Here is a 12,441-nt window from a genome sequence, read left to right on the forward strand (position 1 = left end):
CGCAGGTACGGGCGCGGGTGGAGCATCCGTTCCACGTCGTCAAGAACATCTTCAAATACAAAAAGACGCGCTACAAGGGATTGGCCAAGAACGACACGCAGCTCAATATCTTGTTTGCCTTGAGTAACCTGTACATGGCAAGGGGACAGTTACGCCCATAATGGGCACGGTGGCGCGAAATGCGCCGAGAAACGCCTCGAAAGAGGTGTGAAACTTGAAAAAGTGGATGCGACCACAGGAAAAATCGCAAACGTTCGACGTAACGCGAACAAAAATCCCGCGCTACGCCGTCAAACAAGCGGAATTCGATTTGTTCCGCGTTTCCCAAGGGCATGTTCACCAGCTCGCGGCATATTCCGGGTGTGAATTTCGCCGGGCTGATTCATCCCGGCCTGATCGGCTGCCTGCCGGATCAGCCGATGCTGGACATGTGGAACAAGCGTGAAGCGGAATTGATCGCGACCGATCCGGATCGGGTGCCGGGACTGGCCAATCCGCCTTCGTCGGGCACGGCCCACATGGGCAAGATGACCGGCCCGGCGCGCGACAAGGCAGCGGCCGAAGGAGCGCGCACGGTGCCGCCGCGCGAACATGGCGGCAACTGCGACATCAAGGATCTGTCGCGCGGCTCCAAGGTGTTTTTCCCGGTGTATGTGCCGGGCGCGGGCCTGAGCGTGGGCGACCTGCATTTCAGCCAGGGCGATGGCGAGATCACGTTTTGTGGCGCCATCGAGATGGCGGGCTGGGTGCACATGAAGGTCACCCTGATCAAGGGCGGCATGGCCAAATACGGCATCAAGAACCCGATCTTCAAGCCCAGCATCATCACGCCGCAGTACAACGACTATCTGATCTTCGAGGGCATCTCGGTCGACGAAGCCGGAAAACAGTATTACCTCGATGTAAACGTCGCCTACCGGCAGGCTTGCCTGAATGCGATCGAGTACCTGAAGAAATTCGGCTACTCGGGCGCGCAGGCCTATTCGATTCTCGGCACCGCGCCGGTACAGGGCCACATCAGCGGCGTGGTCGATGTGCCGAACTCGTGCGCGACGCTGTGGCTGCCGACCGGGATCTTCGACTTCGACATCAACCCGAACGCGGACGGGCCGATCAAGCATATCGATGGCAGCATCAACATGCCGCTGTCGCACGACCTGCCGTAAGCGGGGAGACGACACCATGCCTACGTACGACTACCACTGCGCCGCCTGCGGCGATTTCGAGACGTTGCGCGCGATGGCGGCGCGCAACGAGGATGCCGCCTGTCCGGAGTGCGGCGTCGCGGCGCCGCGGGTGCTGGCCAGCGCACCGCATCTGGCCCTGATGGAGGACAGCACCCGCCGCGCCATGGACATCAACGAGCGCGCCCGGCACGAACCGAAACGTTCGGCCGAACTGGCGCGCCGGCACCCGAGCGGCTGCAGTTGCTGCTCGGCTGGCAAGAGCGGCAAGCGCAGCTCGACCGTAACCTCGGCCAGCGGCAACAAGGCGTTCCCGACCAAGCGGCCGTGGATGATCAGTCACTGACCGCCATCGTTGGCCGCCGTTCAAGCCGCCCAAATTGATTTGTTGCGTGAATTGCGAAGCACTACACTAGCGCACAACACAACAGATCAAGAAGGCAGCATTGAACATCTCCGACGACACGCAAGGCATGACCCTGGCGCTGGAATGGGCGGCCAAAGGCATGTTCATCACTGCGCCCAACCCGCGCGTTGGCTGCATCGTGGTCAAGCACGGCGTGGTGATTGGCGCCGGGCATACGCAGGCGGCCGGGCAGGCCCATGCCGAAATCGCCGCGCTGGCCGATGTTGCCGCGCGTGGCCATGACGCACGCGGCGCGACGCTGTATGTGACGCTGGAGCCATGCAGTCATCATGGGCGCACCCCACCGTGCGCCGATGCGCTGATTCGCGCCGGGGTGGCGCGGGTGGTGTCGGCGATTGCCGATCCGAACCCGCTGGTGGCAGGCGCCGGGCTGGCGCGCTTGCGTGCCGCCGGCATTGCCGTGACCACCGATGTGATGGCGCACGAAGCGCTGGAAATGAACATTGGATTTTTTACCCGCATGCGCACTGGCAAGCCCTGGGTGCGCCTGAAGGCCGCCGCCAGCCTGGACGGCAAGACCGCGCTCGACAACGGCCAGAGCCAGTGGATCACGTCCGCTGCCGCCCGCGACGACGGCCATGCCTGGCGCGCGCGCGCCTGTGCTGTGCTGACAGGCATCGGCACGGTCAAGAGCGATGATCCGGAGTTGACCGTGCGCGCCATCGCGACACCGCGCCAGCCGCGCCGCATCGTGGTCGACAGCCGGCTGGAAATCGATCCGCGTGCACGCATCCTGCAGGGCGAGCCGTTGTGGATCGTCAGCGCCCGGGCCGATCCGGCCAGGGAATCCATGCTCACGGCACTCGGCCATGACGTGCTGTGCCTGCCGAATGCGCACGGCAAGGTCGATTTGCCGCAGCTGATGCTGGAGCTGGGGCGGCGACAGATCAACGAACTGCATGTCGAAGCCGGCTCCAAACTCAATGGATCATTGATCCGCGAGAAGTGTGTCGATGAATTGTTGTTGTATCTTGCGCCAAGCCTGATCGGCGCAGGGCGCGGACTGTTCGATTTGCCGGCACTGGATAATCTGGCCGAGCAGCGCCGGCTGGCGTTTCATGAAATCAAGCAGATCGGCGCGGATGTGCGTATTCTTGCCCGCTTCACCTGACTCTTGCCCTTAATTGCCATGTTTACTGGAATCGTTGCTGCAATTGGAACAATTACGTCGCTGAGCGCTGCGGGCGACGCACCGGAAGCCGGCGTGCGCCTGACGGTCGACGCCGGCCCGTTGTCGCTGGCCGACGTCGCCATTGGCGACTCGATTGCGCTGAATGGCGCCTGCATGACGGTCGTCAGCAAGACGGCCAATACGTTCGCGGTCGATGTGTCGCGCGAAAGTCTCAATTGCACCGCGGGTCTGGACACCACCGGCGAGGTCAATCTCGAAAAGGCACTGACACTGGCCGACCGGCTGGGCGGGCACCTGGTGTCGGGGCATGTCGATGGTCTTGGCACGGTGCGCACCTTTGCCGCCGTGGGCGAGTCCTGGGAGCTGGTGATCGTTGCGCCACCGGCACTGGCCAAATACCTGGCCTACAAGGGGTCGGTGGTGGTCAATGGCGTCTCGTTGACCGTCAATGCCGTTGCCGACAGCGACGAAGGTTGTGCCTTTTCCATGAACCTGATCCCCCACACCGTCGAAGTCACCACCCTCAAGCACCTGCGCGCGGGTAGCCGTGTCAATCTTGAAATCGACTTGATTGCGCGCTACGTCGAGCGAATGATGAGTCTGGTGGATATCCGGGGTTCCGGCCGAATCTGAGGGCGGTTATCCGCTCGTTGGCACGGCAAATCCATTAAAATGGCGTTCCTTAAAGGATTCACGCCATGTCAATTGCAACTACGCAGGAAATCGTCACTGAATTGCGCGCTGGCCGGATGGTTATTCTGGTCGATGAAGAGGATCGCGAAAACGAAGGCGATCTGGTGCTCGCCGCCGAATTCGTGACCCCTGAGGCCATCAATTTCATGGCCCGTTTTGGTCGTGGGCTGATCTGCCTGACACTGACCGAAGAACGCTGCGATCAACTCAACCTGCCCATGATGACGAGCCGCAACGGCACGTCGTATGGGACCAATTTCACCGTCTCGATCGAAGCCGCCGAAGGCGTGACCACCGGTATCTCCGCCGCCGACCGCGCCCGTACGGTGCAGGTCGCAGTTGCGAAGAAGGCGGTCCCCGCCGATATCGTGCAGCCCGGCCACATCTTCCCGCTGAAAGCCCAGAAGGGCGGCGTGCTCATGCGTGCGGGACATACCGAAGCCGGTTGCGACTTCGCCGAGATGGCGGGATTGACGCCGGCCGCCGTCATCTGCGAGATCATGAATGACGATGGCACCATGGCGCGGCTGCCGGATCTGTTCGTGTTCGCACAGGAGCATGGCTTGAAGATTGGCACCATCGCCGACCTGATCCACTATCGGAGCCAGAACGAAAGTATCGTCGAGCGCATTGGCGAGCGCACCATGATGACCGAGCATGGCGCGTTCCAGGCCATCGCCTATCGCGACAAGCCGAGCGGCGGCGCCCATCTGGCGCTGGTGCACGGCGCCATCATGCCGGGTCTGGAAGCGCTGGTGCGGGTCCATCAGCCGGTCTCGATTCTGGACATGCTGGAAACCGAGTCGACCACCCACTCATGGAGCATGGCGGCGGCAATGGCTGCCATCAAGGCGTCCGAGCGCGGTGTGATTGTCCTGTTGAACTGCGAGGAGTCGGCCGAGCAGATGTTTGCCCAGTTTGCCGCCCTGTCGAAACCCGAGCAGCGCCCGCAGGCGCGCGCCTCGCGCATGGACTTGCGGACCTACGGGATCGGCGCCCAGATTCTGAAGGACATCGGTGTGTCCAAGATGCGCCTGTTGGCCAGTCCGAGAAAAATGCCATCGATGACCGGCTTCAATCTTGAAGTGGTCGGCTACCGGGCCTGCCCGGAACAATAATCATCGCGCTGCGGTTGAATCAATCGCACAATTGCAGGTAATGCATATAAAGGAAATGATCATGACAGTAGGCACTTACGAAACCAATCTGGATGGCGAAGGCTTGCGTATCGGTATCGTCCAGTCACGCTTCAACCCGGATGTCTGCGACGGCCTGCTGGCCTCCTGCCTGGCCGAGCTGGGCGAGTTGGGCGTGGCCAGCGAAGATATCTTTCGGCTGACCGTGCCGGGCGCACTGGAAATCCCGCTGGCGCTGCAAAAGATGGCTGAAACCATGCAATTTGACGCGCTGATCGCGCTGGGCGCCGTGATCCGTGGCGAGACCTACCATTTCGAACTGGTCGCCAACGAATCGGCCACCGGCATCAGTCGGGTCGCGCTCGACTTCGGCACACCCGTGGCAAATGCCGTGCTGACGACAGAAGATGATGCGCAGGCGCTCGCGCGCATGGCGGGTAAGGGCGCTGATGCGGCCCGCGCTGCGGTCGAGATGGCCAATCTGGTGCTGGCGCTGGATGAGCTGTCCGAGGTCGTCGACGAAGAGCAATGAGCTGTTGACCGCGCACTGGCGATAACCGGTCGTGCGCGGTTGTGTGTTCCATTTCGCGTGCCCGGGGTTATCGCGGGTCATGCAGTCTGCAAATCATGATGCAAAAAAAAGAACTCCACGCCAATCCCAACAAGAGCCGCACGCCGCGCCATCGCTCGCGTGAATTCGCGCTGCAGGGTATTTATCAATGGTTGCTGAGCAAGGAAGATGCCGGTGTCATCGAAGCCCATCTGCGCGAGGCGCACGGGTTTGACAAGGCCGATGCGGCGCATTTCGATGCATTGTTGTATGGCACCCTGAAACAGGTTGCCGAGTTGCGCGCCGCCCTCACGCCATTGATTGATCGCCCGCTCGACCAGCTTTCACCGATTGAGCACGCGGTGCTGCTGATAGGCGCGTTCGAGCTGAAAAATCATCCTGAAATTCCGTATCGCGTCGTCATCAACGAAAGCGTCGAACTGGCCAAGTCGTTCGGTGGCATCGACGGTCACAAATACGTCAATGGCGTGCTGGACAAGTTCGCCGCAACCGCCCGGGCAGTCGAGGTCGGCGCCGCGCGGGAGTCCTGATGCAGTCGCCGATGGCCGAGCGCCTTGACCAGATTGCGCCATTTCACGTGATGGAACTGGTGAAGATGGCGCATGCGCTAGAGCTGCAGGGGCGCTCGATCATTCCGATGGGGATTGGCGAGCCGGACTTTACCGCTGCGCCGGCAGTGCTTGCCGCAGCCACCAGGGCCATGAGCGACGGCAAGATGCAGTACACCTCGGCCATGGGATTGCCGGCGTTGCGCGCAGCGATCGCAGCGCACTACGCGCAGGTGTTCGGGCTGGAAGTCGCCCCGGAACGGATCATCGTCACGGCTGGCGCCTCGGCCGCACTGTTGCTGGCCTGTGCCGCGCTGGTGGACAAGGGCGCCAAGGTATTGATGGCAGACCCGTCGTATCCCTGCAATCGGCATTTCGTGGCGGCGTTTGACGGCGAAGCACAGATGATTGCCTGCGGAGCCGAACAGCGCTTTCAATTGTCTGCCGCAGTGGTGCGCGAGCATTGGCACGAAGACACCCGCGGCGTGCTGCTGGCATCGCCATCGAATCCCACCGGCACCTCGATCAGCCACGACGAATTGGGCGAGATTGTTGCCGAAGTGCGCGAGCGCGGCGGTTTTACAATTGTTGACGAAATTTATCAGGGCCTGTCGTATGACAGCGCACCGTTTTCGGCCCTGTCGATGGGTGACGATGTCATCGTCATCAACAGCTTTTCGAAATACTTCAACATGACCGGCTGGCGGCTGGGCTGGCTGGTGGTGCCGCCCGCGCTGGTGCCGGCGATCGAGAAGCTGGCGCAGAATCTGTTCATCTGCCCGTCCACCATTGCCCAGTACGCGGCGCTGGGGTGTTTCGAGCCTGCGTCGATTGCGCTGTACGAAGAGCGTCGGGCGGAGTTCAAGCGGCGGCGCGATTTTCTTGTACCGGCACTGCGCGAGATTGGTTTTGGCGTCCCCATCGTGCCGGATGGCGCCTTTTATGTGTATGCAGATTGCAGCGGGTTATCCGATGACGCCGATCAGCTCACCATTGATATCCTGAATCAAACCGGAGTGGTACTGGTGCCGGGCCTTGATTTTGGACCGTCGACAGCGCGAACCCACATTCGGATCTCGTATGCGACGTCAATGGAAAATCTGCAAGAGGCGATGCGACGGCTGAAAGATTTTTTCGGAGCGCGCCAGCAATAAAAAAAGAGCCCGCGGGCTCTTTTTTTTCAGGCACATTCGTTTGCAAGTCGGCGTTACATCGCCGCAATGCGATCCTGGTGCACCACCTTGAAGCCGTCCTCAGATACCGATGCCTGCTCTTCCTTGGCGGCCGGGGTTTTCTGGGCCCTCACTTCTTCCTCGAACTGCTTGTTCTGGTTACGCAGTGCCATTGGCGCCGGGTTGGTAATGACCGGGACGTTCTTGCCATTGGCAACCTCCTTGAGGCGATGGTACTCGGCCAGTACTTTCGAGCCGTAGCCCGCATCATTATCGAATGCGGCAGCGCCCACATACATTTTCAGGCCGGCTTCGACAGAGCCGCCGCGCGACACGTAATCCTTCAGGATCACCGAGCCGACGCGTATATTGGCGACCGGATTCAATGCAGCCTTGACGCCGCCGAGTTCCTGAAATTTCTCATGGTGAACTTTCGACATGACCTGCATCAGACCCTGTGCACCGACTGCGCTCTCCGCAAACGGATTGAAGCCCGATTCAATCGCCACCACTGCGAGAATCAGCAGCGGGTCGATCTTGATGTCCCTGGCGGTCAGATAGGCCGCCGATACAAGCATGTCGGTCGCATCGGTCGCGACGCGGTAGCGCTTGGACAACCAGTTCGTGACCCATTGCTGTTCACGCGGATTGCCATGCAGGCGCGGTGTGCCCAGTTTTTCGCTCTGCTCGGCGGCATCGAACCGCGCGGCGTCAGCGCTGGCGGTGTCAGGCGTCGTTGGCAGCACGGGCAGCGCTGTTGTTGGCGCTGTCGTGGCTTGCGACTGGATCGTCGGGGCGTTGCCAAAGGCGGCCCACGACTTCAATTGATGGGCCAGATCGGGACGGTAGAACATGACGGCCAACGTGCACAATGCTGCGACGCCGGAAATCATCAAGGCGTGGTGCGCTGTCGTGAAGAAGCCGTTGACCGTGTCGCGCGTGAACGTGCGAAAAGTTGTTGAATTATTACGTAAATGTCGGACGCAAAGTTGCGCCGTGCGGATAAATCTTGTTTGCAATTAAACCTCCTGAATTGCGACGGCACGACATCAACGCGAAAAGATCCCGCTGCGAATATCGAGCCATGAATCAGTTACATCGCCACCGGACGGGTGCACAGTCCAATGGCATCGGAGTTGCTGCGTTATGCTGAGGGTATGCGTGAGCACCAGTTCAGAAGCAGACAACTTTTTCCGGGGTAAGGCTGACGCCTTATGAGAACACTCCTTAAAATGCCATGTGGGGCCCCGACCCCGTGAAATGTTGAGGATTTTTAGTGCCGGGGGCGTTCAACGCGCCACGACGTTCCTCTTCAATGAGGCGGATTGTAGGGGGCGTGTTATATCAAGTCAATACTAACAATTTGTAAAATAACTACCTTTGGATCTTAAGAGGGGAGTCACGGCGCATCAAGCGTGAATGGAATCAGTGACTTGTGGTTGGTTTTTAATTAACAGGATGTGCAGTGACGCTGCGCAAAGAAAATGAAATATTCGGATTTACGCGACTTTATTGCCCAATTGGAATCAATCGGCGAGTTGAAAAGAATTACCTTCCCCGTCTCAAGCTATCTTGAAATTACCGAGATCTGCGACCGCACCTTGCGCGCGGGCGGGCCGGCATTGCTGTTCGAGCGCGTTGACGGGCAATCGATTCCGGTGCTGGCCAACCTGTTCGGCACACCGCGCCGGGTGGCGCTTGGCATGGGCGCGGAGGAGGTTGGCGAGTTGCGCAAGATCGGTCACGTGCTGGCGCGCTTGAAGGAGCCGGAGCCGCCAAAAGATTTCAAGGACTTGCTCGGCCTGGGCGGGTTGGTGAAATCCCTGTGGGACATGGCGCCGAAGGAATTGCGTTCGGCCGCCTGCCAGGACATTGTTCTTGAAGGCGAGTCGGTAGATCTCGGCAAGCTGCCAATCCAGCATTGCTGGCCGGGCGATATTGCGCCATTGATTACCTGGGGCCTGGTGATTACCAAGGGGCCGCACAAGAAGCGCCAGAATCTGGGTATCTACCGGCAGCAGGTCCTGTCGCGCAACAAGGTCATCATGCGCTGGCTGGCACAGCGCGGCGGCGCGCTCGACTTTCGCGAACATGCCCTGGCGACGCCGGGGAAACCTTATCCGATTTGTGTGGCGCTGGGCGCCGATCCGGCCACCATCCTCGGCGCCGTTACGCCGGTGCCGGACAGCCTCTCTGAATACCAGTTCGCCGGTCTGTTGCGCGGCAGTCGCACCGAGCTCGTGAAAGCGATCGGCAGCGAGTTGCGGGTGCCGGCCTCGGCGGAAATCGTGCTCGAGGGGCATATCTATCCGGATGCAACCCACCCGTCCGGCTTTGAGCATGCGCTGGAGGGGCCGTATGGGGACCACACCGGCTATTACAACGAGCAGGACATGTTTCCCGTGTTGACGATTGACCGCATCACGATGCGCCGCAATCCCATTTATCACTCGACCTATACGGGCAAGCCGCCTGATGAGCCTGCGATTCTTGGTGTTGCCCTCAATGAGGTATTCATTCCTCTATTGCAAAAGCAGTTCAGCGAGATCACAGACTTTTATTTGCCGCCGGAAGGATGCAGTTACCGCATGGCGGTCGTGCAGATGAAAAAATCGTACCCGGGTCACGCCAAGCGCGTGATGTTTGGGGTCTGGAGTTTCCTGCGTCAGTTCATGTACACGAAATTCATCATCGTGGTCGATGAGGATGTCGATATTCGTGAATGGAAAGAGGTTATCTGGGCGATCACGACGCGCGTCGATCCGTTGCGTGACACCATCATGGTGGATAACACGCCGATCGATTATCTGGATTTTGCTTCTCCGGTCAGCGGCCTAGGCAGCAAAATGGGCATCGATGCCACCAACAAGTGGGTCGGGGAGACCAGCCGCGAATGGGGGCAGCCAATTTCGATGGACGATGATGTCAAGGCGCGCATCGATGAAATCTGGAGCCAGCTCGGCCTGTAAATCAGCGGCGTGCTGCTTTCGTCGTTTAAAGTCGCACGACGCCCGCATTGCTGGTAAAATTCGACCCGGCGGGCCCCTGCGCATTGTGGCATGGCCAACCTGGTCAGGTCGGGAACGAAGCAGCCACAGTCATTTACCATAAGTGCCGCAGACAAGGCTCGCCTTTTTTAATTTGTCTTGAACAGTCGTTTGATACTCGAACGACTTCACGCTCTCCAATTCATTTCCCCTGAAACCTTGACCGAATCCGGCCATCGTTATCTCCGCAGCCGCAATCTATTATTTCTTCAAGACATTTCAGTGTGCATCGTTCTGGTGCGCGGCAATGCCTGATTCGATCGCCAATGGCTGGCGGCTCGCCCCTGGTTGGAATTTCCAATAAATAACTATAGCGAATGCAATCATCTGGTTAATTCTTTTTCCGAACACCATTTTTCGCAGACTCCGTGTTTCAAAAGAGTTCGCTGTCGTCTTTGACGCGCGAATGTGAAAGTGAATGCACCTGAACAGTCTGATATAGACCACAAACATGCATTTGACGGACTGATTTTTAATTCAGCGCATATTAATATGCATCGGTTATTGCAAACTGCCAACGACATAGTAAAATTGCGAGAAGTTATTGGCTGTAAAACAAGAAATCGGACCATGCCCTGAGCGGGCACATCATTGAGGGCGTAAAGTGATGTGTGCAAATATGTCGGGCAACTGCTGAGCGATGCTGGTTTTTGCTGATTCACTTCTTCTTATCAATTCACTGGAAACCATTATGCCGACCTACAAAGAATTAACCGTACAAATCGAAACACTGCAGAAGCAGGCAGCCCAGGCGCGCCAGACCGAGATCGCCGATGCGATTGCTGATATCAAGGGCAAAATGAAAGATTACGGCATTACTCTTGCAGATCTTGGACTGGCCGGCGCGAAAAAATCAGGAAAGGCGAAGGAGCCGGTTGCTGCCAAATATCGCGACAGCGTTTCCGGTTCCACGTGGTCCGGGCGCGGCAAACCGCCACGCTGGATCGCAGGCAAGGATCGGGCCGAATTCCTGATCAAATAAGTCGTTCCGGCACGCCAGTCGCATTAGTTGTCGAAGACAGCCTTGTCCGGCACTCCCGGGTCCGGATAAGGTTCGCGACTGCCTTTGCCGGGTCAACTCCGGCTCTGACCATCCCGCCAGTTCTGATGGTTAATCACCGCAATTCACATTGCCACTCCGTCCTTCCAGCGCTCCGCCACTGCCGTGGCGCACACAAGACAGCGCCTCCACTCGCGCAACGACAGTAGCAAATTCGATCCGGCCTGTAACTCGCCTGGTCGAAAATCAAGGTCCCGCTGCGCTCCTGTTGTATTCCCGAATAAGTGATAATGTTGGCCGGCCCATTAACCGGGCCAGGGGTTGTTCGACCCCTGCCGATGTTCAACGGATCTATTTGCCAATGGTTTGTCATGCGCCTGAATGTAAAAATACTGCTTTTCACAATTGTTATTGTCACTGCCTTTGCCGTTACTGTTGAGTGGTTCAGGAGTAAATCGACTAGCGAGCGAAAAGGCACGCGCAATGCGGTGCAAACAGTGAGAACGGGATTGGCGCAAACAAAGGCTATTCCAGTGACCTTGCTGGCGAATGGGTACGTTACCCCGATCAATATTGTTGATGTACGGCCGCAATTGCAAAACCTGGTGCGCGAAGTCCATGTGAAGGAAGGTCAGGACGTGCGCGTTGGCCAATTGCTGTTCACCCTCGATCAACGCAATGATGCGTTCGGCATGGAGAAAGCCCGTGCGCAGGTGGCGCGTGACCGCGCAGACCTGGCCGATGCGCAAGCCACCTTGAATCGTAATGAGGAGTTGCTGGCCAAGAAATTCGTCTCGCAGGCGGTGATTGATACGGCGCGCAGCAGAGTCGATGCGTTGCGCAGCACCTTGCAGGCCGACCAGGCCGTGGTTGCATCAAGCGGCGTGGCGCTTGGCTACAACCAGATTCGCGCCAGCATCAGTGGACGCATTGGTGTGATCAGCGTCTATCCCGGCAGTCTGGCGCAGCCGGGCGGCGCGCCAATGCTGACCATTTCACAGATTGATCCAATCGCCGTTGCCTTCACGCTACCTGAACGTGAACTCGCGTACCTGCGCAAGACTTACCCGCAGGGCGATGCCCCGGTCTTCGCCAAACTGGCCGACGGCAGCGAACGCAAGGGCACCATGACGTTCATCGATAACAGCGCCGATACCCAGAGCGGCACGATTCGCATGAAAGCCCGCTTTGACAATGCCGATCGCAGCCTGTGGCCGGGCGCCTTTGTGTCCGTTCGACTGGTCTCGCGCACCTTGCCCGACGCGGTGGTGGTGCCGGCACAGGCACTGGTCACCGGCCCGATCGATCAATTCATTTACGTCGTGCAGGGTGATGACAGCGTCGCGATGCAGAAAGTCGAGGTCGTCGTGATCGAAGACGGGTTGGCCGCCGTGACCGGGTTGAATGCCGGCGTGCGCGTGGTGATCGAAGGCGCCCAGAACCTGCGCCCCGGTGTCAAAGTCAAGGAAATGGTGCCGGTCGCCGTGACGCCCGCGCCGGCCACCATCACCGTTCCGCGCGCTCCCTGACC

12 protein-coding genes, 1 other RNA gene and 1 pseudogene are annotated in these 12,441 nt (G+C 59.1%); 13 read left to right on the forward strand and 1 reads right to left on the reverse strand.

The window, feature by feature from the left end:
* From RCH09_RS14845 to RCH09_RS14885, 9 genes and pseudogenes are all read left to right on the forward strand, one after another.
* Positions 1–161, forward strand: a 161-nt coding sequence (locus RCH09_RS14845) for a transposase (protein WP_326941977.1), incomplete at its 5' end; no start/stop codon positions are given.
* 165 nt (positions 162–326) lie between these two features.
* Positions 327–1,166, forward strand: a pseudogene (gene fmdA / locus RCH09_RS14850) (formamidase); the annotation flags it as partial.
* A gap of 16 nt (positions 1,167–1,182) precedes the next feature.
* A complete protein-coding gene (locus RCH09_RS14855; RefSeq protein WP_326941901.1) occupies positions 1,183–1,530 on the forward strand; it encodes an FmdB family zinc ribbon protein in 348 nt (115 codons plus the stop codon).
* A 100-nt stretch (positions 1,531–1,630) separates the two neighbouring features.
* A complete protein-coding gene (ribD, locus tag RCH09_RS14860) occupies positions 1,631–2,722 on the forward strand; it encodes a bifunctional diaminohydroxyphosphoribosylaminopyrimidine deaminase/5-amino-6-(5-phosphoribosylamino)uracil reductase RibD (RefSeq protein WP_326941902.1) in 1,092 nt (363 codons plus the stop codon).
* Positions 2,723–2,740: 18 nt separating this feature from the next.
* Positions 2,741–3,376 (forward strand): riboflavin synthase, encoded by a 636-nt coding sequence (locus RCH09_RS14865; protein WP_326941903.1) that lies wholly within the window; start codon positions 2,741–2,743, stop codon positions 3,374–3,376.
* A gap of 65 nt (positions 3,377–3,441) precedes the next feature.
* The gene (ribBA, locus tag RCH09_RS14870) at positions 3,442–4,554 is read left to right on the forward strand and encodes a bifunctional 3,4-dihydroxy-2-butanone-4-phosphate synthase/GTP cyclohydrolase II (RefSeq protein ID WP_326941904.1); all 1,113 of its coding nucleotides are present in this window, start codon (positions 3,442–3,444) and stop codon (positions 4,552–4,554) included.
* Between the two features lie 61 nt (positions 4,555–4,615).
* On the forward strand, positions 4,616–5,104 hold the full coding sequence (gene ribH / locus RCH09_RS14875) for a 6,7-dimethyl-8-ribityllumazine synthase (protein WP_326941905.1): 489 nt from the start codon (positions 4,616–4,618) through the stop codon (positions 5,102–5,104).
* A 98-nt stretch (positions 5,105–5,202) separates the two neighbouring features.
* Entirely contained in the window at positions 5,203–5,673 is a 471-nt protein-coding gene (gene nusB, locus RCH09_RS14880; RefSeq protein ID WP_326941978.1) for a transcription antitermination factor NusB, read from the forward strand.
* Positions 5,673–6,845, forward strand: coding sequence for a pyridoxal phosphate-dependent aminotransferase (locus RCH09_RS14885; protein WP_442785042.1), 1,173 nt, complete (start codon positions 5,673–5,675; stop codon positions 6,843–6,845). Before nusB ends, RCH09_RS14885 begins: the two co-directional genes overlap by 1 nt.
* A gap of 53 nt (positions 6,846–6,898) precedes the next feature.
* Here RCH09_RS14885 and RCH09_RS14890 read toward each other — a convergent pair whose 3' ends face one another.
* Positions 6,899–7,882, reverse strand: a complete 984-nt coding sequence (locus tag RCH09_RS14890) for a transglycosylase SLT domain-containing protein (RefSeq protein ID WP_442785043.1) — start codon at positions 7,880–7,882, stop codon at positions 6,899–6,901.
* A 465-nt stretch (positions 7,883–8,347) separates the two neighbouring features.
* Here RCH09_RS14890 and ubiD point away from each other — a divergent pair, with 465 nt between their 5' ends.
* The 4 genes from ubiD to RCH09_RS14910 all read left to right on the forward strand — a co-directional run bounded on the left by ubiD (position 8,348) and on the right by RCH09_RS14910 (position 12,439).
* Positions 8,348–9,832 (forward strand): 4-hydroxy-3-polyprenylbenzoate decarboxylase, encoded by a 1,485-nt coding sequence (gene ubiD / locus RCH09_RS14895; RefSeq protein ID WP_326941906.1) that lies wholly within the window; start codon positions 8,348–8,350, stop codon positions 9,830–9,832.
* Positions 9,833–9,899: 67 nt separating this feature from the next.
* Positions 9,900–9,998: signal recognition particle sRNA small type (gene ffs, locus RCH09_RS14900), an RNA gene on the forward strand.
* A gap of 603 nt (positions 9,999–10,601) precedes the next feature.
* Positions 10,602–10,892 (forward strand): H-NS histone family protein, encoded by a 291-nt coding sequence (locus tag RCH09_RS14905; protein ID WP_326941981.1) that lies wholly within the window; start codon positions 10,602–10,604, stop codon positions 10,890–10,892.
* A 389-nt stretch (positions 10,893–11,281) separates the two neighbouring features.
* A complete protein-coding gene (locus RCH09_RS14910; RefSeq protein WP_442785044.1) occupies positions 11,282–12,439 on the forward strand; it encodes an efflux RND transporter periplasmic adaptor subunit in 1,158 nt (385 codons plus the stop codon).
* Positions 12,440–12,441 lie beyond the last annotated feature (2 nt).

The organism is Actimicrobium sp. GrIS 1.19, from assembly GCF_035984655.1.
Taxonomy (GTDB): Bacteria; Pseudomonadota; Gammaproteobacteria; order Burkholderiales; family Burkholderiaceae_D; genus Actimicrobium.

What these genes read in the sequence shown, in the direction of transcription:
- RCH09_RS14855 (WP_326941901.1), top strand. Translation starts at nt 1,183, where the DNA reads ATGCCTACGTACGACTACCACTGCGCCGCCTGCGGCGATTTCGAGACG.
- RCH09_RS14865 (WP_326941903.1), top strand. Translation starts at nt 2,741, where the DNA reads ATGTTTACTGGAATCGTTGCTGCAATTGGAACAATTACGTCGCTGAGC.
- ribBA (WP_326941904.1), top strand. Translation starts at nt 3,442, where the DNA reads ATGTCAATTGCAACTACGCAGGAAATCGTCACTGAATTGCGCGCTGGC.
- ribH (WP_326941905.1), top strand. Translation starts at nt 4,616, where the DNA reads ATGACAGTAGGCACTTACGAAACCAATCTGGATGGCGAAGGCTTGCGT.
- nusB (WP_326941978.1), top strand. Translation starts at nt 5,203, where the DNA reads ATGCAAAAAAAAGAACTCCACGCCAATCCCAACAAGAGCCGCACGCCG.
- RCH09_RS14885 (WP_442785042.1), top strand. Translation starts at nt 5,673, where the DNA reads ATGCAGTCGCCGATGGCCGAGCGCCTTGACCAGATTGCGCCATTTCAC.
- ubiD (WP_326941906.1), top strand. Translation starts at nt 8,348, where the DNA reads ATGAAATATTCGGATTTACGCGACTTTATTGCCCAATTGGAATCAATC.
- RCH09_RS14905 (WP_326941981.1), top strand. Translation starts at nt 10,602, where the DNA reads ATGCCGACCTACAAAGAATTAACCGTACAAATCGAAACACTGCAGAAG.
- RCH09_RS14910 (WP_442785044.1), top strand. Translation starts at nt 11,282, where the DNA reads ATGCGCCTGAATGTAAAAATACTGCTTTTCACAATTGTTATTGTCACT.